19 protein-coding genes are annotated in these 20,464 nt (G+C 55.4%); 9 read left to right on the top strand and 10 right to left on the bottom strand.

What is annotated here, in order from left to right:
* Positions 1-98 precede the first annotated feature (98 nt).
* The 7 genes from ACESQ2_RS07030 to epsC all read right to left on the bottom strand — a co-directional run bounded on the left by ACESQ2_RS07030 (position 99) and on the right by epsC (position 6,391).
* Positions 99-1,577, bottom strand: a complete 1,479-nt coding sequence (locus tag ACESQ2_RS07030; RefSeq protein ID WP_049068961.1) for a cysteine desulfurase — start codon at positions 1,575-1,577, stop codon at positions 99-101.
* The gene (locus ACESQ2_RS07025) at positions 1,564-2,508 is read right to left on the bottom strand and encodes a family 2A encapsulin nanocompartment shell protein (protein WP_014229056.1); all 945 of its coding nucleotides are present in this window, start codon (positions 2,506-2,508) and stop codon (positions 1,564-1,566) included. The genes ACESQ2_RS07030 and ACESQ2_RS07025 overlap by 14 nt, the downstream gene beginning before the upstream one ends.
* 37 nt (positions 2,509-2,545) lie before the next feature.
* A complete protein-coding gene (gene moeB, locus ACESQ2_RS07020; RefSeq protein WP_046877358.1) occupies positions 2,546-3,721 on the bottom strand; it encodes a molybdopterin-synthase adenylyltransferase MoeB in 1,176 nt (391 codons plus the stop codon).
* On the bottom strand, positions 3,718-4,008 hold the full coding sequence (locus tag ACESQ2_RS07015) for a MoaD/ThiS family protein (RefSeq protein WP_014229054.1): 291 nt from the start codon (positions 4,006-4,008) through the stop codon (positions 3,718-3,720). Before ACESQ2_RS07015 ends, moeB begins: the two co-directional genes overlap by 4 nt.
* Positions 4,009-4,067: 59 nt before the next feature.
* The gene (locus ACESQ2_RS07010) at positions 4,068-4,496 is read right to left on the bottom strand and encodes a Mov34/MPN/PAD-1 family protein (protein WP_025107022.1); all 429 of its coding nucleotides are present in this window, start codon (positions 4,494-4,496) and stop codon (positions 4,068-4,070) included.
* Entirely contained in the window at positions 4,489-5,394 is a 906-nt protein-coding gene (locus tag ACESQ2_RS07005) for a PLP-dependent cysteine synthase family protein (protein ID WP_025107021.1), read from the bottom strand. The genes ACESQ2_RS07010 and ACESQ2_RS07005 overlap by 8 nt, the downstream gene beginning before the upstream one ends.
* Positions 5,395-5,461: 67 nt before the next feature.
* On the bottom strand, positions 5,462-6,391 hold the full coding sequence (gene epsC, locus ACESQ2_RS07000; protein ID WP_025107020.1) for a serine O-acetyltransferase EpsC: 930 nt from the start codon (positions 6,389-6,391) through the stop codon (positions 5,462-5,464).
* Positions 6,392-6,798: 407 nt separating this feature from the next.
* Here epsC and ACESQ2_RS06995 point away from each other — a divergent pair, with 407 nt between their 5' ends.
* The 5 genes from ACESQ2_RS06995 (at position 6,799) to ACESQ2_RS06975 (ending at position 11,080) form a co-directional block, all read left to right on the top strand.
* The gene (locus ACESQ2_RS06995; protein WP_046877359.1) at positions 6,799-7,584 is read left to right on the top strand and encodes an HAD-IIB family hydrolase; all 786 of its coding nucleotides are present in this window, start codon (positions 6,799-6,801) and stop codon (positions 7,582-7,584) included.
* A gap of 551 nt (positions 7,585-8,135) precedes the next feature.
* Positions 8,136-8,831: an amino acid ABC transporter permease gene (locus tag ACESQ2_RS06990; protein ID WP_014229048.1), complete on the top strand. Its 696-nt coding sequence runs from the start codon at positions 8,136-8,138 to the stop codon at positions 8,829-8,831.
* Entirely contained in the window at positions 8,809-9,561 is a 753-nt protein-coding gene (locus ACESQ2_RS06985) for an amino acid ABC transporter ATP-binding protein (RefSeq protein ID WP_109240981.1), read from the top strand. The genes ACESQ2_RS06990 and ACESQ2_RS06985 overlap by 23 nt, the downstream gene beginning before the upstream one ends.
* Before the next feature lie 39 nt (positions 9,562-9,600).
* Positions 9,601-10,371 (top strand): amino acid ABC transporter substrate-binding protein, encoded by a 771-nt coding sequence (locus ACESQ2_RS06980; protein ID WP_014229046.1) that lies wholly within the window; start codon positions 9,601-9,603, stop codon positions 10,369-10,371.
* Between the two features lie 163 nt (positions 10,372-10,534).
* The gene (locus ACESQ2_RS06975) at positions 10,535-11,080 is read left to right on the top strand and encodes a chorismate mutase (protein ID WP_170873306.1); all 546 of its coding nucleotides are present in this window, start codon (positions 10,535-10,537) and stop codon (positions 11,078-11,080) included.
* A 616-nt stretch (positions 11,081-11,696) separates the two neighbouring features.
* Here the strand turns inward: ACESQ2_RS06975 and ACESQ2_RS06970 are convergent.
* A complete protein-coding gene (locus ACESQ2_RS06970; RefSeq protein ID WP_373170256.1) occupies positions 11,697-12,413 on the bottom strand; it encodes a GntR family transcriptional regulator in 717 nt (238 codons plus the stop codon).
* A 118-nt stretch (positions 12,414-12,531) separates the two neighbouring features.
* On the opposite strand from ACESQ2_RS06970, the gene ACESQ2_RS06965 reads away from it, so the two are divergent.
* Genes ACESQ2_RS06965 through ACESQ2_RS06950 form a run of 4 tightly spaced genes read left to right on the top strand, consistent with a single transcriptional unit; the run spans position 12,532 to position 17,462 of the window.
* A complete protein-coding gene (locus ACESQ2_RS06965; RefSeq protein WP_025107016.1) occupies positions 12,532-13,326 on the top strand; it encodes an ABC transporter ATP-binding protein in 795 nt (264 codons plus the stop codon).
* Between the two features lie 20 nt (positions 13,327-13,346).
* A complete protein-coding gene (locus tag ACESQ2_RS06960; RefSeq protein ID WP_046877371.1) occupies positions 13,347-14,342 on the top strand; it encodes an ABC transporter substrate-binding protein in 996 nt (331 codons plus the stop codon).
* Positions 14,339-15,085 (top strand): ABC transporter permease, encoded by a 747-nt coding sequence (locus ACESQ2_RS06955; RefSeq protein WP_373170255.1) that lies wholly within the window; start codon positions 14,339-14,341, stop codon positions 15,083-15,085. The genes ACESQ2_RS06960 and ACESQ2_RS06955 overlap by 4 nt, the downstream gene beginning before the upstream one ends.
* A gap of 13 nt (positions 15,086-15,098) precedes the next feature.
* The gene (locus ACESQ2_RS06950; RefSeq protein WP_046877383.1) at positions 15,099-17,462 is read left to right on the top strand and encodes a hypothetical protein; all 2,364 of its coding nucleotides are present in this window, start codon (positions 15,099-15,101) and stop codon (positions 17,460-17,462) included.
* A gap of 329 nt (positions 17,463-17,791) precedes the next feature.
* Here ACESQ2_RS06950 and ACESQ2_RS06945 read toward each other — a convergent pair whose 3' ends face one another.
* Together ACESQ2_RS06945 and ACESQ2_RS06940 are read right to left on the bottom strand one after the other, a co-directional pair.
* Positions 17,792-19,015, bottom strand: a complete 1,224-nt coding sequence (locus tag ACESQ2_RS06945; RefSeq protein WP_025107003.1) for an acyl-CoA dehydrogenase family protein — start codon at positions 19,013-19,015, stop codon at positions 17,792-17,794.
* Positions 19,016-19,025: 10 nt separating this feature from the next.
* A complete protein-coding gene (locus tag ACESQ2_RS06940) occupies positions 19,026-20,447 on the bottom strand; it encodes an MFS transporter (RefSeq protein ID WP_373170254.1) in 1,422 nt (473 codons plus the stop codon).
* Positions 20,448-20,464 lie beyond the last annotated feature (17 nt).

The following is a 20,464-nucleotide window of genomic DNA, read 5'->3' as shown; positions in this document are numbered from 1 at the left end:
CGCGCCTTATCCTTACCACGATATGATAAAAGCCCGCGGGGAAATCAGCGGGCTTGTGGGATTGTCGTCATGGTCCATCCCTGGCGTGCTTGACACCGCTACCGCGAAGCAAACCTTGCGACATGCTCTGCGAGAAAATCAATTTCCTGCGGCGTATTATAAAAGGCCAGCGAAGGCCGGACGGTACTCTCATAACCAAAATGGCGCAGGATCGGTTGCGCGCAGTGATGTCCGGATCGCACGGCAATGCCGACCTGACTGAGATAGCGCCCCACGGCTGCATTTTCATGACCCGCCAGCACGAAAGATAAGACGCTGGTTTTGTTCGCCGCGGTACCGACCAGCGTCAGGCCCGGAATAGCCGACAGCTTCTCGATGCCATACTCCAGTAAGGCGTGCTCGTACTGCGCAATGTTTTCTATCCCCAGCGAGGTGACATAATCGATAGCCGCCCCCAGCCCGACGGCATCAGCTATATTGCCCGTCCCCGCCTCAAACTTATTCGGCGAGGGCTGATAGCGCGTCAGTTCAAAGGTCACGTCGGCAATCATATTCCCGCCGCCCTGATAAGGGCGCGCCTCTTCCAGCACCTCCTGCTTGCCATAGACCACGCCGATCCCGGTCGGCCCAAAAATTTTATGGCCGGAGAAGACGAAGAAATCGGCATCCAGCGCCGTCACGTTGGTCGGGATATGCGAAATAGACTGCGCGCCGTCGATGGCAATGCGCACCCCAAAACGATGGGCGATCTGCACCAGCTCCTGAACCGGCGTGACGGTACCCAGCGCGTTAGAAACGTGGGTCGCGGAGACAAAGCGGGTTTTATCGTTGAACAACCGGATATATTCCTCAACGATCAGCTGACCGTGCTCATCAACCGGCGCAACGCGGATCGTCGCGCCCGTTTCCTGGGCAATAAGCTGCCACGGCACAATATTGGCGTGATGCTCAAGCAACGTCAGGATAATTTCATCCCCCGGTCGTAATAGCGGCTTCACGTAGCTGTGCGCTATCAGATTGAGCCCTTCCGTGGTACCGCGCACGAAGATGATATTTTCCGGGCCGCGGGCGCCGATAAAGCGCGACACTTTCTCACGCGCGGCTTCATAAGCATCGGTGGAACGAGCGGCAAGCGTATGCGCCGCCCGATGAACGTTCGAATTCTCATGTAAATAATAGTGGCTGATACGATCGATAACCTGCTTCGGGCGCTGGGTCGTCGCGGCATTATCCAGCCACACCAGCGGATGTCCGTCCACCTGTTCGCTAAGGATCGGGAAATCAGCGCGGATGCGTTCCACCGGGATCTGTCCAACCCGCGCCGGCGGCGCCGTTTTTACGCTGGAAGGGGGTAACGGCGCGAATCCGCGAGGCGCGATATCCGCCCTGCTCTCCTGGCCCAATGGCAGCACCCGCGGCGCGTAAGCGGCTTCGGTCGCACGCGGGCGTGCGGGCGCGTCGCCAGGCAGCCCCTGCAGATCGCGCGCGTCGGGCAGACCATAATCACGCGCGGAGGGCGCGTCGCCCGACCATCCGCCGGGCGCATAGGGAAGCGTGAATAAATTACTCGTAGTCATAATATTCACCCACTTCAACATCCTCCAGCACGGCAATGGCGTCATCGGCCAGGATCGCAGCGGAGCAATAAAGTGAGAGTAAATAGGAAGCCACGCCGTTATCGTCGATCCCCCGGAAGCGCACCGACAAACCGCGAGACTGTTCGTTTGGCAGCCCTTCCTGATAAAGACCCAGCACGCCGCGTTTGCTTTCACCGGAACGAATCAACAGGATATTGGTTTTTCCGCCCTGGCCTTTCGGGTTTTTCAGACCATCGACAAACAGCTTGTCGGAAGGGATCAGCGGAATACCGCGCCACAGGATAAACGTGCCCCCATGCAAATTCACGGTGACCGGCGGCACGCCGCGTCGCGTAGCCTCACGCTGAAATGCGGCAATCGCGCGCGGATGGGCCAGAAAGAAGGAGGGCTCCTTCCAGACTTTGGACAACAGCTCATCCAGGTCATCCGGCGTTGGACGGCCATTGCGGGTCTGAATACGCTGCGAGTCGTCGATATTTTTCAGCAATCCATATTCATCGTTATTGATCAGCTGACTTTCCTGGCGCTCGCGCAGGCTTTCAATCGCCAGCGCGATTTGCTCTGAGGCCTGGTCGTAGGGCGAGCTGTAGAGATCGGCGATTTTGGTATCGACGTTTATAATGGTCGTAATCGAATCCAGCTGGTATTCACGCGGCGTGGTCTGATACTCGATATAGCCCTGAGGTATTTCAACGCGCGACGGATCCTGGCTGCATAATACATCCAGCGGCGTCTCCCCCTCCACGACCTTGTTCACCCGGTAAATTCCCGATTCCAGGCCCTTATAATCGAGAAAACGGCTGACCCAGCGCGGGGTGATTGCCGCAAATTGCGGTGCCGTTTTGGTCACGTTCGCTAACTGATACGCGGCTTCACGCCCCAGTGCATTAATGCCTTTTTGTTCTGCCATAATGATTCCTTAGTGTTTGAAAGAGTGGAGCTGAAGGTTAGTACTGCGGCAAACGGGTATCGACATCCCGTGCCCAGGCGTTTAGGCCATCTTTTAAATTCATCACGCGCCCCTGATAACCTGCGCGCTGGAGTGCCCGAATGGCGAAAATACTGCGCTGCCCTATCTTGCACAGAAATACCGCATCGACCGTCGGGTCGAATTCACCGATACGTCTGACTATCTGGCCCAGCGGCATCACTTTTGCCTGCGGAAATTTTGCAATCGCCCTTTCGTGGGGTTCACGAATGTCGATCAGCTGCAGGGGTCTTCCCTCCTCTATCCAGGCGTGAAGCTCAAGCGCCGTGACGCTTTCAACCGGAACTTCTGCTTCATCAGGTTTCAGCCCGCAAAACTCCTCGTAGTCGATGAGCGCATGAATCGAGGGATGCTCACCGCATACCGGGCAGTCGGGAGCCCTCTCCAGCCGCAGCTCGCGTTGCTTCATCTGCCACACATCGAAGAGCAACAGGCGGCCAATCAGGCTCTCGCTGCCGCCGACGATTAGTTTGATCGCTTCCGCCGCCTGAATGGTGCCGATAATCCCCGGCAGCACGCCGACAACGCCGCCTTCGGCACAGGAAGGTACCAGCCCCGGCGGCGGGGGCTCGGGATAAAGACACCGGTAGCACGGGCCTTCCCCGGCATAAAAGACGCTGGCCTGCCCTTCGAACTGGAAAATGGAGCCATAGACCAGCGGTTTACCCAGCAAAACGCAGGCGTCGTTGATCAGATAACGGGTGGGATAATTATCCGTACCGTCGACGACGAGGTCATATTCCCCAATAATTTCGAGCGCGTTTTTGCTGCTCAGGGTGGTGTTATAGGTCACCACCTGTATCTCTGGGTTGATGGCTTTAATCTTGTCTTTCGCCGAAGCCACTTTGGGTCGGTTGATATCTTTGGTGCTGTGAATGATCTGTCTTTGCAGGTTGGAGACGTCGACAAAATCAAAGTCGACGATCCCCAGCTTACCGACCCCCGCCGCAGCCAGATAAAGCGCCACCGGCGCCCCCAACCCGCCGGTGCCGATAAGCAATACGCGGGCCGCCTTCAGCCGCTTTTGCCCCTCAATCCCGACTTCCGGTAGCAGCAGATGGCGGCTATAGCGGGCAATTTCCGCATGCGTCAGCTCCGTCAGACGGTCATCCGGGATAATGCTCGGTCTGCTCATATCGCCTTCCCGACGCCGCCGGCAATGGCGGGAACCAGCAGCACTTCCGCCCCATCGCTAACCGGAGTCTCCAGCCCGCCGGTGGTTTTAATGTTGTTCTCTCCCACGTAAAGATTGATGAAACTGCGCAGCGCGCCCGTATCGTCATACAGATGCGGCTGAATGTCAGGAAATCGCTCCGCCAGCGCTGCGACCAGCTGCCCAACGGTGTGGCCTTCGAGGATCACTTTCCCCTGACCGTCGGTGAAGGCGCGTAGCGCAGTGGGAATCAGTAATGTCGATGCCATAGTGGTAATCTCTCCGTGTTTTGTTCTGGTTTCCGGCAACGTTGTGCCCGTTATTCACGTCATAAAACGATCTGCACGTCCTCCTGCAAAAAGCGCTGGCGGTCCTGGGTCAGCCGCCAGCTGGTCAGCGCCCCCGCCTCGCGCTGCGCGACCGCCACGATGATATAGGCGTAAAACGGCAGCGCATGTTCGCGATCAAATTCCGATGGAATGGCCGGGTGATCGGGGTGCGAGTGGTAATAGCCGATCACGTCCACATCCTGAGCCAGCGCAGCGCGTTCCGCCCGTAGGGAGTCGTCGGCGGTGATGACAAAACGGTGGTACTGCTCCTCCGACTCGCGAGCATTAACAATGGGGAAAATCGCCGTCACGCGGGCATCGCCCTGCGCGGAAAAGTGGCCAAAGAGCGCACCGCAGCATTCGTTGGGATAGGCCTTTTCCCCTTCAGCGCCAATCAGCCTGGTGATTTCTTGAGTCAATTCAATCATGGGTTTCATTCCAGAAAGCGTCAGTCAGATAACGCGAGCCGACATCACACAGCAGCGTGACCACCACCGATCCCGCCGGCAGCGTGCGGGCCAGCCGCGCGGCGGCGGCGACATTAGCGCCAGAGGAAATGCCGACAAAAATGCCGTCCCGCCGGGCGAGGCGCCGCGTGCTCGCATAGGCCTCCTCGGTGGTGACGGGAATAACGTCGTCGAACAGGGTTTCGTCGAGAATGCCCGGTTTAATGCTGCTCCCCATATGCTTGGTCCCTTCAATGCCGTGGAATGGCGAAGCGGGCTGTACGGCGAGCGTTTTCACGCGCGGATTTTCATATTTAAGCCGCCGCGCGATGCCGACGAAGCTGCCGGAGGTGCCCATACCGGCGACAAAATGGGTGATCTGTTGCCCGCTCTGCTCCCAAATCTCTTTTCCGGTCGTCGCGAAATGCGTATTCGGGTTAACGGGGTTGTTATATTGGTCCGGATAAAAATAACGTTCCGGATGCGCAGCAACTTGTGCCTGAACTTCAATATAGGCGCCATCAGAACCTTCCAGCGGATCGGTCTCCACAATCGTGGCGCCATAATGACGAATAATACGTTTGCGCTCCGGGCTGGTATTCTGCGGCAGATATAGCCGGACGTGATATCCCAGCGCCGCGCCAATCATCGCGTAGGCAATACCGGTATTACCGCTGGTCGCATCAATAATCGTTTTACCCGGCGTTAATAACCCTCGAGCAATCCCGTCCAGCACCATCGCTTTCGCCGCGCGGTCTTTCACCGAGCCGCTGGGGTTCATAAACTCTGCTTTTGCCAGCAGCGTTACGCCAGGTAGCTCGGCGGCAAAAGAGGGTAACGTGATTAACGGAGTAGCGCCGATCGTTTCAAGTAAATTCATAATGATTATCACGCTGTTATTTTATTTATTCCGATGCGCTGGCCATTTCATTTTATTATCGGCGGAATTAAATTCCGTCACCGTCGCTGAAATGTTTTTGCTGTACCCGGGCCTGCTGCACATGACTATCCGGCGGAACATCACGGGTCAGCCATATATTTCCGCCAATGCTGGAACGCGCGCCGATAGTAATTCGCCCTAATATTGTTGCGCCGGCGTAAATAACGACATCATCTTCAATGATTGGATGGCGAGGATAGTTTTTTTGCAACTGCCCGTCATCGCCGGCAATAAATCGTTTGGCCCCAAGGGTAACCGCCTGGTAAATACGCACGCGTTTACCGACGATGGCCGTTTCACCAATCACCACGCCGGTTCCGTGATCGATAAAGAATCCGTCATCAATCTGCGCGCCGGGATGAATATCTATTCCGGTCTGGCTGTGCGCTTTTTCAGATATCATTCGCGCCAGCAGAGGCAGACCGAGCTGATGCAGCTCGTGGGCAAGACGATAGTGCATAACGGCGTGAATTCCCGGATAGCAGAGCAGCACCTCATCCATGCTGCGCGCGGAAGGATCTCCCTGATACGCCGCGAGGATATCGCGATCGAGACGCTGGCGGATGACCGGCAAACGGTTGGCAAACTGCTGAACCCGCCTGACCGCCTCCTGCGACAGCGTGTGACTCGCATCCTGCTCATCTGACTGATAATAAAGTTCCAGGACCGCTTCTTCAGTCAATCGGTCAAGCGAGGTGCCTAGTAAATGACCAACGTAATAATCTTCGCCCTCTTTGCGTAATTCAATATCACCTAATCGCATCGGATAAAGCACTTTTATCAAGGTATCGGTGACTGAATTAACGCTTTCCCGGGAAGGTAAACTACGTTTATTACGATAATTATTTTTTGCATGTTCATCGCGCCACGCCTGACGAACGCGACGGAGTTCATCGACGACATTATTTAAATGCCAGTTATTTTCTCTTTTCGGCATGAGATACAATTCACCCGCTTCCGGCATAATAATATCCTTCTTAAAATCGCATCGATAAATCTTTTTTTTGCGTCACCTCACTTTTATGCATTACCCACATTAAAAACAAATAACCATATAGACTTTGAATAGCTAAAAAGAGTAAATACTTTTAAATCAACACATTCGACAATCAACCGCACCCGGCGAATACGATCGATGCGTCCCTCCCTCGCCAGAGCGACTCGTTCGCGATGGTACGAAAATGAGGCGGGGTGAAAAAGGGAGTCATTAACGCCACCGTTCAGTTGGACAATGAGGGAAAAGTTATAGCGAATTTATTGCAAAGCATAACTGATTTTTAGCTATTGATTATGAGGAATTAACGTAACATTTCCATTATTAAATCATGATGTTTAAGGTTCCCTATGCGCGCTTTATCCGATGCTCCCGCTAATGAATTCGAGCCAGTACGTTTTGTCCTCACCGATATGGATGAAACGCTCACCTGGCAGGGCCGTTTGTCGGCCGCCGCCTATACCTCGCTTGAACAATTGCAGTCCGCCGGGATACGGGTGATCCCGGTCACCGCCGCGCCGGCGGGCTGGTGCGATCAGATGGCGCGGATGTGGCCTGTTGACGGCGTCATTGGCGAAAACGGCGGGCTTTTTTTCCGCCGCACCGCGGACGGGCATGGCATCGAGCATCATTACTGGCACGCGGAAGACGCCACGGCATCCGTCGCCGCCCGGCTGCGGACCATCGCCGACCGGGTCCTGGCAGCGCTACCGGAAGCCCGTCTGGCGGACGATCAGCCCTTCCGCCTGACCAGCCTGGCCTTCGCGCGGCCTGCCGACCCGGTACTGGAGCGCCGCATCGTCAACACGCTGCGGCAGGCGGGTGCCGACGCTACCGTCAACAATCTGTGGGTGCTGGGCTGGCTGGGTGGCTACGACAAGCTGACCATGACGCGCCGTACTCTGGCTCAGCACTACGGCGTCGATATCGATCGGGAGCGGGAAGCTATTCTCTACAGCGGCGATTCAACCAACGACGCGCCGATGTTCGCTTTTTTCAAACACACGGTAGGCGTCAGCACCGTCCGGCAGTATCTGGATCAACTCCCCGTTGCCCCCCGCTGGGTGACGCTCGGCCCCGGCGGCGCGGGGTTCGTGGAGATGGCGCAGGCGGTATTCGGCCCAAAATCCTTCTGAAAGCAGCAACTTATCCACCAGCTTAACGATTCCCCGGCGCCCTGGTTTTTCTCTCTGGCTTTCAGAGAATGTTGCAGCGGTTGCCTGACGTTCGCAGGCAGCCGGTTCCCATCAGTGCTTCGTTATTTACACATCCCATAACACCATGTCTTATATTAGTTTTTTCTTACTGATAAAAACCAATATCGTCATTTTTACCGTATGCAAAAAAGTTTTCCGTTTGCTGATCTCGCGACGTTTCCAACGAAACACTTTTGTTCATAGAAACAGCGTCTGGAGGTTTCCATTTCCGGACAAATCGATTAAAAATGGTGCATTAATGGCGAAATTTCACGCAAATGATGCAATAAAACGGCAGGTAACGACGGCGGGTTTGCATCAAAAAAGAATGGCTTAGCTTTTTTCTATATAACGTTATTCGTATATATTTGTTTTCGCACACGGCGCAAAGAATATAATTCTCACTAATCCGGCCCCCAAATAATTAAGCCGGGCTAATAAAATATTCCGCCAGCAATTTCTGGCAAGATGCTATGTCCGGAAGGTGTGCAGTGCCAACATGGTTACCCTTAGCGATTGATTCTTTCTGGCCAATGCTTTCCGCGGGGCTGAAATTCACCATTCCCTTAACGCTGATCTCTTTTATTCTTGGGCTGTCGCTCGGGTTTGCGGTGGCACTTTTGCGTCTGTACGGCCCGGCCTTTTTAAAGCCGGTGATACGGTTTTACGTCTGGCTGATTCGCGGTACACCGCTGCTGGTGCAGCTATTTTTGATTTTCTACGCGTTGCCGAGCGCTGGGCTAACCATTGATGCCTTCCCTGCGGCGGTGATTGGCTTTACCGTCAATATTGGTGCGTATACCTCAGAAGTGATCAGGGCAACGCTGCTCGCCGTGCCGAAAGGGCAATGGGAAGCTGCCCATTCCATCAGCATGACATGGGCGCAGTCGCTGCGTCGTATTATTCTGCCGCAGGCCGCGCGCATCGCCGTGCCGCCGCTCTCTAACACCTTTATTTCACTGGTAAAAGACACTTCGCTGGCGTCGGTGATCACCGTACCGGAGATGTTTCTTGCCGCGCAGCAAATTGCGGCAGTGACCTATGAACCGCTGATTCTGTACAGCGAAGCGGCGATTATTTATCTGTTCTTCAGTTCGGTGTTATCGCATTTGCAAGAGAAGCTGGAGCGGAAATTAGCGGGTACGACAGTAAAAGGTCAGGTCAATGATAACGCTCTCCAGCATTGAAAAAAGTTTCGACGGCAGCCGGGTGCTGAAGAACATCAATTTAATGATTGAAGAAGGCACGGTAACCACGCTGATTGGCCCTTCAGGCAGCGGGAAAAGCACCTTATTGCGCTGCATTAATTTGCTGGAAATTCCTCAGTCCGGGGAGCTGACCATCGGCAAAGAACGCATCGCATTCGCGCCGGACACGCGGATAAAAGGCCAGGATATTCGTCGCATCAGCCGCCAGACCGGCATGGTATTTCAGAACTTCGCGCTGTTTCCGCATATGACCGCCCTCGACAACATCACCGAAGGGCTGATTACGGTGCATAAATGGGATCGCGAACGCGCCCGCCGCCGTGGTGAAGAACTGCTGGATAAAGTCGGCATGCTGCACAAATGCAACGCCCTGCCGAATACGCTCTCTGGCGGCCAGCAGCAGCGCGTGGCGATTGCCCGCGCGTTGGCGCCGTCACCGGCGGTGCTGCTGTGCGATGAACCGACTTCCGCACTCGATCCTGAACTCTCCGGCGAAGTGGTGGCCGTGCTGCGCCAGCTGGCGCTGGAAGGAACAACCATGATCATGGCGACCCATGATTTACGTCTGGCGGCGAATATCGCCAGCCAGGTGGTGTTTCTGGAAGCCGGGGAAATTGTTGAGTCCGGCTCCGCTAACGATTTGTTTTTACACGCGAAGAGACCCCGAACTGCGGAGTTTATCGCCTCTTTAAGCACCGCGCTCCCGTAATCCGGGGCGAGTTAATAAAAACAACATAGGGTAATGCAGATGAAAGCACTCGCAACATTAGTCGTCGCCGGGATTATGCAGCTTGGTTTTGCCCACGCAGCGCTGGCGCAGGATGATTTGGCAAAGATTCAGTCCGCTGGCGTACTGAAAATCGGTACTGAAGGCACCTATCCGCCGTTCACTTTCCACAATGCTTCCGGCACGCTGGAGGGTTTTGACGTAGAGATTGGCCGTGAAATCGCCAAACGCCTGAAAGTGAGCCCGCAGTTCGTAGAAGGGAAATGGGACGGCCTGATCGCCGGTGTCGATGCGAGCCGTTACGACGTGGTGATTAACCAGGTCGGCATTACGCCAGAACGCCAGAAGAAATTCGACTTCTCCGAGCCGTATATCGCGTCTAAAGCGGTGCTGATCGTCAATGACAAAAGCAGCATTAAAAGTTTTGAAGATCTGAAAGGCAAAAAATCGGCCCACACGCTGACCAGTAACTATGCGCAGATCGCGCGCAAATACGGGGCGGATATCGTGCCGACCGATGGCTTTAACCAATCTGTGGATTTAGTGGTGCAGGGTCGTGCCGATGCGACCATCAACGACAACCTGTCGTTCCTCGACTTCAAAAAACATAAACCGGATGCGCCAGTGAAAATTGTCGCAACCCAGTCTGACGCAGAGAAATCCGGCGTGTTGCTGCGCAAAAACAACCCGCAGCTGAAAGCGGCGATTGATAAAGCGCTGGAAGAGATCAAGGCCGACGGCACCTACGAACGTATTTCCCAGAAATACTTCGGTGCGGACGTGTCGAAGTAATTTTTAACCCCGCTGTAAAAGAGAACCGTAAGCCCGGATCGGGTTTACGGTTTTTTTATCATCACAAGACTGTAAAATGCGCTAGCTACGCTTTCTGCGAAATGTTTCTTCAACTGACCGGGAACGCCTTTACAGACTTCCTGTTTATCGACGTCGGAGATTTATGATGCCGTACAAGCTCTATACAGCCGTGTTGCTTCTCGCTGCCGCAAGTTTCTCTGCAACGGCAATTTCTGCTTCAACCCCTTCGATTGGCAATTTGATCAATGAACGTTTGTCCTTGATGAAAGATGTTGCCGGATATAAAGCGCAACATCACCAGGCGATTGAAGATCTACAGCAAGAGAAGAAGGTTCTGGAGAGCGCCACTGCTGATGCTGATTCGCTGGGATTAAAAGGCGAGAGCGTAAGGCCATTTATTCAGGCGCAAATGGACGCCGCCAAGGCGATTCAGTACCGCTATCGCGCCGACTGGTTGGCGGCGCCGGAAACTGACTGGCAGCCTCGCCCGCTTCAGGATGTCCGGACGCAAATCGGCCAACTTAGCCATCGTATTCTGCAAAGTGTGGCGGCACGATTAAAGTCCGGGCAACCTCTGACGGAACAGGGCCAGGAGGCATTTATGCACGCCGTGCAGCAGAAGAATTTACACGAGCAGGATAAGCATAGAATCTGGGAAACAATGAAAGGGATTTCGTTGAAAGATTAAGTGAAAAGCCCCGCTGAAGCACTGAGGAATCCCCATTCATGGGCGGGTGAAAAAGACAGGCATAGCGTTTTGTGATCTACTGATTGTGCAACCAATTCAATGAGATCACCCCTATGCTTGCAGTATCAGGGGGAAGAGAGCCCAGCCTGATTCAGCTATAGCGCAGCACTCCTCCCCTTCAACCTGGCAGCATCACACGCTAACACTGTTCAGCCCGTTGCGCAGACTTTCCACTGAGTATTGCGCCGGTGGGCGCAGTATCGGCCGCGCGGATTGCCGAAGTGAGATGCTCTGGAACAGCCTGACGGACAATATGTTAACAGTGCCCTGTTGACTCGCATGTGGGCCTGACAAGAAACATGCCTTCACTTTCCGGGGGGACGTTCCTGAAACCAAATTCTTAAACGCGTATGCAGAATCCATGTATCCCCCTGTCAGCGCTCATTCAATAGTAGCTACGATGATTTACGAAGAAGATTAAGGGCTAATGACATTCACCGCATATACTGATGACAGAATGATGAACATCATCCAGATCGCGAGGTTCATGACCGGATTGCCAATACTCTGAATACCCAGTCAAATTAAATCACCGGTGAGAATCAGAACCCCTACTTCAGCTGTTGCTCAAAATAAACTCGTAGCGTTCCGGACGAATGAAAAAGCGAGAGTTCTCAGCGCACTGCCCGTTTTCAAACCAGGATGTTCGCTCCAGTAAAAATAGCGGCGCGTTTTTATCGGTTCCCAGCACGTCAACGAGTCCCTTATCCGCGAAGGCCAGCCGGATGGCAATATCGGAGCGACTGATGTAATGTTGCGTGGCTTTTTCTAACAGGACCCAGGTCGGTTCCTTCTCGGTCTCTTCCCAGCTCAGCTCATGAGGAAATGCCGGGAAATGACTGTAACCCACCGCAATGGGATCATTATCCACCAGATGCAGCCGTGAAATAAACGTCAGCGTCCGGGACATTTGAAACAGCGATTGCAGCGACTCTGGCGTTGGCACCTCCTCTTTGACCAGCAAACGCATTGTGGCATTCAGTCCCTGCTGCTTTAGCGACTCATGAAAGCTACGCATGACGTTGATGCCATGTGCAACCTTCTTGCCCGATATGTAGGTTCCCTTTCCCTGCTTGCGCTCGACAATCCCCTGCTCTGTCAGATGCTTCAGCGCGAGCCGTACCGTCACCCTGCTGACCGCAAAGCGCTGTTCAAGCGCAGCTTCAGAGGGCAGTTTTCCGCCAGGTTGAAAATGTCCGGCGGCAATTTCCTGCCGCAGGGTATCGGCAATCTGCCGGTAGAGCGATGTGATGTTTTCACGCACCAGTGTCATTCAGGTTCCGTCTCTCGTATTCCGTTCGGATCTAGTTTAGTCAGAAGCGATCTTAGATCAACTTGTATTAATACGTATTATAACCACATCTCATTATTTCTTATACATGACGCTCAGCATGACCAATTCTCAACCATACGCACTGGCGGTAGACAATATCACTTTTCGCTATCCCGGCGGCGCGCCGGTATTCAGCCATTTCAGTTTTCATGCCCGCCAGGGAGAGTTTGTGGTGTTGCTGGGCCCCTCGGGGTGCGGTAAGAGCACGTTACTCAATCTGCTGGCCGGTTTCACAGAGCCAGAGCGGGGAGCCGTGCGGATTGGCGGTGAGCGTACCACGCCGGAAAACCATCGGCTTGGCTATGTTTTTCAGCAGCCACAGCTCTTTGGCTGGCTGACCGCGCTGGAGAATGTCCGGTTCGGATTGCGGATGCAAAGGCGCGAGGACGTGGCCTCTCAGCGCCGACGCGCTATGACATATCTGCAACGTGTGGGCCTGGTACATGCCGCACATCAGTTGCCGCACCAGATGTCCGGGGGCATGCAGCAGCGCGTGTCACTGGCTCGCGCGCTGGCGCTGGAGCCGGATGTTCTGTTAATGGACGAACCATTTGCTGCGCTCGATGCCATCACCCGTGGGGACATGAACGAGGAGACACTACGTCTCTGGTCCGCCATTGGGCAGACAACGGTCTTCATCACCCACGATATTGAAGAGGCTGTGTTTCTTGCTGACCGCGTCATCGTTCTGAATCGTGCACCCGGCGGCGTACACAGCGAATTGTCCATCGCCTTACCGCGCCCGCGAAGCAATCTGGAGACGCGACAGCTTCCGGCTTTTGCCATGTATCGTAATGAATTACTGAAGCGCATTACCGATGTGATGCAGCAGTCCGACAACCACTCACTCTAACAAAACGGAACATCAATCAAATGGGTAAATCATTTCTTGCTGTGCTGATATCAGGGGTTTTATTCAATGCTGCTGACGCTGCGGATTCCCAGCCGCTGCGTATTGGCTGGGTCTATGCGCTGGCCAACGCGCCTGCACTTATCGCCGAGAAAGAGGGTTTTTATCACCAGGAAGGGCTGACCGTCGAGCTTAAATCCTTTGGTGATGGTCCCGTCATCAGTCAGGCGCTGGCGGCGCATGAACTTGATGCAGCCTATATGGGTGCGACACCGGTATTCCAGTGGTTTTCGCGCGGGCTCAAGGGGCAAATTATCGCTAAGGTGAACAGCGGACAGGCCGCGCTGATCGTTCCCGCACAGAGTGCTATTTCCCGGTTGGCTGACCTAAAAGGCAAACGCATCGCTGGCGTCAAAAAAGGGAGCGGAATGGATGTTCTGCTGCGCGGTGTGGTGCTGCAACAGCAGGCAGGTCTGGTTGCTGACAAAGATGCTCAGATCCTGAGTATGCCCGCCGGTAACATGCCCGCTGCGCTGCAGCAGGGCGTTGTGGATGCAGCCTTCACCTGGGAGCCCTTTGTCAGCGAAGCACTGCTGCGCGGCGACGCCAGACTGCTGCTCGATGTAAACAAAGTCCAACCGGGTTATCCGTGGTATGTACTGATGGCGTTACCGGAGACCCTGAAGGACCGCCCGGACGATGTAGTGAAGCTTATCCGTGCGCATCAGAAAGCAGTGGATTTTATCAATCAGCATCCTGCAGAAGCCGATCGGATCATGGCCGATGCGTTTAAGCTGCGGGCCATTAAAACCGCTGACGGTAAAACGCTGCCGCCGGAGGCGCTGGTTCAGGAAGCCCGTAAACGTATTGAGTGGTCTGTGTCACTGACGAAGAAAGATGGCGCCTTCTTTGAGCAGCTGATGAAGGACTCACAGACGCTGGGCTACATGCAAAAGGCGCCAGAGCTGAATGAATTTGTTGATACGCAGTGGCTGACAAAAGCAGGGATAACGCAGTGAAGTTCAAACCAAACTGGGGCTGGGCTTCCCTGCCCGCGTTACTCATGGTCTGGGTTATCGTTGCGAGTCACTATCCCTCTTATGTGTTGCCGCAACCCTGGGACGTATGTCGGGAAGCCATACGCTGGTTCAGTGATGGTTCCATCTGGGGTCAGCTACAGGCCAGCCTGCTGGAAGAATTCACCGGCTTTATGACTGCCGTGCTGCTGGCACTGATTCTTGGCGTCAGCGCCGGACTTTCCGATCGCGTCAGGGAGTTCCTTACGCCACTGAACAGCCTGTTTATGGCTATCCCGCCCATCGCATGGGCACCGATGATGCTGCTGATCTTCGGCCTGGGATTCGTTTCCATCGTGGTGGTGATTGTCATCGCTGCGCTGTTCCCGATGTGTCTGACCATTCAGGAGGGGATCCGCGGCATCCGTGGCGGTGAAGTGCGTGCAGCACGCACGCTGGGAGCTCGACCGTTTCAACTGCTTCTTCATGTCTATCTGCCCAGCTCCCTGCCATTTATCACCGCCGCACTGCGCATCGGATTCAGCCAGGCATGGCGTGCGCTGGTGGCAGCGGAAATGCTCGGCGCCTCTCAGGGCATAGGCTGGATGGTTGCCATGGGCGGACAGACGGGTAACAGCAGTCAGGTACTACTGGGAATTTGCCTTATCGGGCTTATCGCCTGGTTAATGGAAAATCTTGTTTTTCGCCGCATTGAACAGCGCTATCAGCGCTGGCGCGCCCAATAATTGTGAGGTTAATGTGAGTCAGTTCGATATCCGTGATGCAGGCGATTACATCGCTCCGAAGGGCTTGTATGAGCAGAATAAAGCCCGACCGTTTCTGGGCAGTGTGGCCTGCTCGCATACTCAGTTGACTGCCGGTGCGTGGGAAGAGATCCAACTGGTATATACCGTGGGCGCCAGCGGGCTGGCTGACGGCGCATGGCTGAAGCTCGCCTTTAAATTTTACTCGGACTGGGCGCTGTTTCAGACCAGCGATCCCTCGGCAGCCAACTATGTCAGCGCCGAGTATCAGGCAGGCCCGCTAGTGCCAGGACAGAGCCCTGCCACGGTCCAGCATTTGAAGGTGCGTTTTGATCAGAAGGGGCACGAGCGTCCGTTCCAGAAAGCCATTCTGATCGACATTATTGATGGCTACATCAATCCGGGAGACAAAATCATTATCCGCCTGGGCGATCGGCGCCATGGCGGGGGCGGTACGCGTGTACAGAGTTTCGTTGAGAAAGATTTCCGCTTCCGCCTGTTTGTTGATCCGCTGGGGAGCTCAAAATTTGCTGAGGTACCCGGCGATACGCTGCTGGATATCGTGCCCGGTGAGCCCGCTTCTCTTGCCGCGATCGCGCCAAGGTTACTGGCACCTGAAACGCCTTTCTCCGTTATCGTCCGGCTGGATGACCGCTGGGGGAATACCTGCCGGAGCCTGCCGCTGGCAGGATGCCTGACGCTGACCTCATCGGGAGGTGAAACAGAGCATCATGATTTCCGGCTGGCCGAAGAGGGCTGGGCGATTGCGCGTATCAGCGATTTGCATCTCTGCGCAGGAGAATGGTCGTTCAGCGCCGCACTGGGCACGCTGCCCTTGCTGGAAGGCAAAGGATGGATAACGGTGGAGGAAACCGCCACAGGTCTGCGCCCGCTCTATGCCGATCTTCATGTGCATTCTGATGACACGGTTGGTACCAACGACACGCTGTATAACCTCAGCTACGGGCGTGATGTCGCCGGTCTCGATATTCTTGGCTATACCGCCAACGATTTTAATGTGACTGAAGCGCGCTGGAAGCAGGCGGTAAAGCTGATTAATGCGCTGAACCAGCCAGACAGTTTTGTCTGCTATTCCGGTACCGAGTGGTGCGGTAATACCTGCGCCGGTGGCGATCATAATGTGGTGTTCCTTGAAGATGATGAACCTCAGTTCCCGTTTGATAATCAGGGGCGGCTGGTGCGTTCATTCGAGTGGAATGAGTTCACTGCCGGAACCATCAAACCGGGTGCATGGCCACTTGATGAACTTTATGCGGCCTACGCACGCGAACCGCACAAACATCTGTTAATCCCGCATGTTGGCGGGCGCCGCTGCAACCTGGACTGGCATCACCCGGAGCTGGAGCGCTTGATAGAAGTCGGTTCCGCCTGGGGGCAGTTTCACTGGGTCTATGCCGAGGCGCTCGAACGGGGCTATCGTCTGGGCGCGACCGCCAACAGCGATGAACATCAGGGGCGATGTGGTGGTGGCGTGCCTGCGACAGCCGTCTTCGGATCCCGTGGAGGCCTGACTGGCGTACTTGCTGAACAATTCGACAGAAAAGGTGTGGCTGCAGCGCTTCGTGCCCGCCACACCTATGCCACAACAGGTGAACGAAGCTATGCCGAGTTGCGTGCGGGCGATGCGCTGATGGGAGATGTAGCGGAATTCAGTTCAGCAGATGTACTGCGTTATCGTCTGTTAGGCGATGCGGGCTGGGAAGCGGTAACGCTTTACGATGGAGAAAGAGAGGTATGGCATCGCGATTTGCACGCGGAATTTGGGCGCTCTAAATATCAGTTCCGGGTGCGTCTGGGGGGGGCACGCATTAAGGACCGCTATCGGGGTGCTTACTGGACGGGACATATTGAGGTCACAGGGACACCAATCAATGCGTTTTCCCTCTCGGGCGCAGATCACCCGGAGCAGACCGTCTGGCGTAAAAGTCATACACAGATTGGCTTGCGGACCGACACCAATGGTGACAGCGACACAGTTACTGTCAGTACCGGTGGGCTGGCCGGAGCAAAAATACACGTTCATCTGGACATCAGTAGCTATATCAAAGTGGGCGATCCGCTTTTGCCACAACCACATGCCTGGGCGCCGGTTTTTGAAACGGATATTGATGGTCAAACGCTTCTGATTGCAGGCAAAGAGACTTTTACGCTTCCAGGCACCGAACTTGAGGTAGATATTGAACTGGTTACCGAACAGCCGCTTCCACGTGATATCAGCGGCGAAATTCCACTTTCTGAACTTATCCTGTCAGAAAAACGGGAACATCCGTTCTTCATCAGTGCCAGGCAAAAGGACCAGTCCCGGATTTGGACCTCAGCCATCTTCTTAACGCGTTAAAGAGTGACATGCGGCAGTTTCTTGCCGCATTTTCGGTAGCTATTTGTTGTTTAAGAGTCAGACCGTATTGCAATATCTGCGAAAAGGTCGCCGTCCTGCACCAGCGTCTCCAGCCCACCGCTGCCCTGATGTCGTTTTCCCTTAGGTACAATGTTGATGAAGGAAGTGTAGCCCCGTTACTTTATCCGTACCCAATATACTGGGGTGTTAGCCAGCCAGACCCGGCACGATCGCTGCCCCCAGTCGTCCATGATCCGGGGGATGCTCCCCCGCTCAATCGTGATGGGGGTGCCAACGATCCTTACGGAGAGGCTCCTTCGCCGTGTTTCTCAGCCCTGCGATTTCTCGCCGTCGCCAATCTGCCAGATAAAGGTTGGCGCTTCGCCGTTAACCAGCCAGTTACCGATATTTCTCGCCTTATAAATCACCGGATTGTGCGATGCCACGGTGCGCGCGTTGCGCCAGTGCCGATCAAGGGCCTTACTCACTCGCGTATCCGACGCGCCGAGGGCGTTGAACAGCTCGGTGGCCGCACGCGGGATCCAGTCGCTGGCAATCACCTGCGCCTGCGCCGCTTCGACTTCAGCCAGACGATTGCGCTGTTCAATGAGCGCTTCGTCGCCGCTGGCATGCGCAAGGTAGGCCTGATGCAACGATTCCGCCGCCTGCAATACCGCCGCCCGCGTCGCCCAACTCCAGCTACTGATTTGTCCCACAACCTGGAGTACCTGCGCATCGTCGCGCGGCACGGCGGCATTGCCGTGGCTGTACATCCGGGTCCGCTTTTTCACGCCTTCGGCGACGTCACGCTCAACTGCCAGGCCAATTCCCGCCAGCGTCGCCAGCAGGATATGCTGATAAAACGCGGTCTGATAACGAAAGCGCTGCGCAAAGTCGTAGACGTGATCCTGCTCCACCTGCGCCTGTTTGAAGCGGGTCGTGCCGCTGCCGGTCAGACGCTGACCGAAGCCGTCCCAGTCATCCTCACGTTCAACGCCGGCCTGGCTCGTGCTGACCAGCGCAATCACATCGCCCTGGTTGTCGCTGCGCCGGGCGAAAACATCTATCCAGTCGGCAAACAGCGTACCTGTGCTATAGAATTTCTCACCGTCCAGCCGCCAGCCGCCTTCAACGGGCGTTACGCGGGTGAAAACCTCCCCCAGCCTGACCGCGCCGATTTCGGTCCAGCCGCTGCCCACCAGCTCGCCGTCGAGGAAGCGACGGAACCAGCGATCGCGCGCCGGCGAGTCAGGTTGATTGAGGCGGTCTTCAACGAAGGCGAAATGCGCCCGCAGCGCCTGCGGCAGGTTGGAGTCGGCCTGAGCCAGCTCAATAAGCAGCGCAATTAATTGCGGCAACGACGCGCCCCAGCCGCCCTTTTCCCGCGGAATGCGTACCGTGCCAAATCCGGCCTCTTTCAGCCAGCGGATCTGCTCATCGGGCAGGATGCGGTTTTGTTCGCGCCCCGCTGCCCCCTGCGCGATACGAGCAAAAATCGGTCGGAAGGTCGCCGCCAGCTGTTCATAGTCGGTGCCGGTAGAGAGTAAAGTCATTTTCTGTTCCTCAATGGTGGCTGTCGTCAATGTCATATTGGGTAGGCTCATGGCGTACCGCGAGCAGGAAGAAAATTGGGATAATGGCGGCCAGCGATACGACCCAGAACATTTGCGTACCGAGCGATGCCTGCAGCAGCGGCAGCACAAACAGCGCCAGCGCGCTGCCAATACCGGAAAGCGCGCGGCTGAAGCCAACCCCGGTGGCGCGAATCGCGGTTGGGTATGAAAGCGCCGGATAGATCATCAACTGCGCGCCGGGACCAAAGCCCTCGGCAAACAGCCACAGCCCCAGCATCGCAATCGCCAGCGCTACACCCAGCGCGGCCTGCGGCTGCCCCACCAGCGCGAGGACGATCAGGGCGATAAACTGCAGTGCGAACCCGGCGATCGCGACGTGTCGCGACGGGTATTTCCATGCCAGGTGCATCCCCAGCAGCCCACCGGTAAAGGCGAACAGCGCATTGAGTCCCAGCGAAGCGGAGATGGTTTCGAACACGCCAGCACCAAGGAATTGGGCGAGAATGGACGGCAGGAAAAAGGCGATCGCCGTATACTCAAATGAGATACAGACGTTCATCACCCCGGCGACAATAGTGCGTTCGCGGTACGGTTTTGCAAATAGCACGCGAAAGCTCACTTTAGGCGGTGGAGCAGGACGTTCTGGCGGTGCTTCGTGAGCGTTGATCCCGTAAGAGTCGCGCAGAATACGCACAGCCGAGGTCAAATCGCCCTGGTTGGCCGCCCATAACGGCGATTCATTCATGAATTTGCTGCGCACGGCAATAATCAGCAGCGCCGGAACCGCGCCGAACAGCAGCGATGCGCGCCACAGCCAGTCCAGATGTTCTTTTGGCAACAGGAAATAGAGCCCAAAGATGATTAAAAAACAGACCGTCGAGGCGGCGTACCACATCGGACACCAGGCCGCGAGCCGCGCGGCCTTATTACCCTTCCCGCTAAAGCGGGAAAACTCGGCCAGATAAGACATGGCGACCGGGAGATCGATCCCGACGCCAATCCCCATCAGAAACCGCGCGCCGATTAATACCCAGACATTCGGCGCCAGTCCCGCCGCAATCGCCGATACCACAAAAAATAGCATATCGGCCATAAACACCGAATAACGGCCATATTTATCCGTCAGCCAGCCGCCGATTAAATTACCAATAATCATGCCGACCATTATTGACGAGGTGACAATGCCGGTTAAAAGCGGCGAGAGCTGGAATTCCCGCACCACATCATCAATACCGTAAGAGAGCGTGGTTAAATCATAAGCGTCGAGGAATACACCGCCGAGCGCGAGGAATACAATCATCCGCGCATATTTACTCTGCTCCCTGCCGGAATTAATTAATCGCGCCACATCCCCGACGCTACTCACCGGTGCCGAAACGGCGCCAGCATTATCAACAGACAGAGTACTCATATTATTTACCTTATATA

The organism is Klebsiella sp. Q11 (assembly GCF_964241505.1).
GTDB classification, from domain to species: Bacteria; Pseudomonadota; Gammaproteobacteria; order Enterobacterales; family Enterobacteriaceae; genus Klebsiella; species Klebsiella michiganensis.
Note: the sequence above shows the minus strand (reverse complement) of the source record. Positions and strands in the feature narration are given on the sequence as shown.

What these genes read in the sequence shown, in the direction of transcription:
- ACESQ2_RS06980 (WP_014229046.1), top strand. Translation starts at nt 9,601, where the DNA reads ATGAAAGCACTCGCAACATTAGTCGTCGCCGGGATTATGCAGCTTGGT.
- moeB (WP_046877358.1), bottom strand. Translation starts at nt 3,721, where the DNA reads ATGAGCAGACCGAGCATTATCCCGGATGACCGTCTGACGGAGCTGACG.
- ACESQ2_RS06985 (WP_109240981.1), top strand. Translation starts at nt 8,809, where the DNA reads ATGATAACGCTCTCCAGCATTGAAAAAAGTTTCGACGGCAGCCGGGTG.
- ACESQ2_RS07030 (WP_049068961.1), bottom strand. Translation starts at nt 1,577, where the DNA reads ATGACTACGAGTAATTTATTCACGCTTCCCTATGCGCCCGGCGGATGG.
- epsC (WP_025107020.1), bottom strand. Translation starts at nt 6,391, where the DNA reads ATGCCGAAAAGAGAAAATAACTGGCATTTAAATAATGTCGTCGATGAA.
- ACESQ2_RS06945 (WP_025107003.1), bottom strand. Translation starts at nt 19,015, where the DNA reads ATGACTTTACTCTCTACCGGCACCGACTATGAACAGCTGGCGGCGACC.
- ACESQ2_RS06940 (WP_373170254.1), bottom strand. Translation starts at nt 20,447, where the DNA reads ATGAGTACTCTGTCTGTTGATAATGCTGGCGCCGTTTCGGCACCGGTG.
- ACESQ2_RS07025 (WP_014229056.1), bottom strand. Translation starts at nt 2,508, where the DNA reads ATGGCAGAACAAAAAGGCATTAATGCACTGGGGCGTGAAGCCGCGTAT.
- ACESQ2_RS06995 (WP_046877359.1), top strand. Translation starts at nt 6,799, where the DNA reads ATGCGCGCTTTATCCGATGCTCCCGCTAATGAATTCGAGCCAGTACGT.
- ACESQ2_RS06970 (WP_373170256.1), bottom strand. Translation starts at nt 12,413, where the DNA reads ATGACACTGGTGCGTGAAAACATCACATCGCTCTACCGGCAGATTGCC.
- ACESQ2_RS06975 (WP_170873306.1), top strand. Translation starts at nt 10,535, where the DNA reads ATGATGCCGTACAAGCTCTATACAGCCGTGTTGCTTCTCGCTGCCGCA.
- ACESQ2_RS07015 (WP_014229054.1), bottom strand. Translation starts at nt 4,008, where the DNA reads ATGGCATCGACATTACTGATTCCCACTGCGCTACGCGCCTTCACCGAC.
- ACESQ2_RS07010 (WP_025107022.1), bottom strand. Translation starts at nt 4,496, where the DNA reads ATGATTGAATTGACTCAAGAAATCACCAGGCTGATTGGCGCTGAAGGG.
- ACESQ2_RS07005 (WP_025107021.1), bottom strand. Translation starts at nt 5,394, where the DNA reads ATGAATTTACTTGAAACGATCGGCGCTACTCCGTTAATCACGTTACCC.
- ACESQ2_RS06960 (WP_046877371.1), top strand. Translation starts at nt 13,347, where the DNA reads ATGGGTAAATCATTTCTTGCTGTGCTGATATCAGGGGTTTTATTCAAT.
- ACESQ2_RS06965 (WP_025107016.1), top strand. Translation starts at nt 12,532, where the DNA reads ATGACCAATTCTCAACCATACGCACTGGCGGTAGACAATATCACTTTT.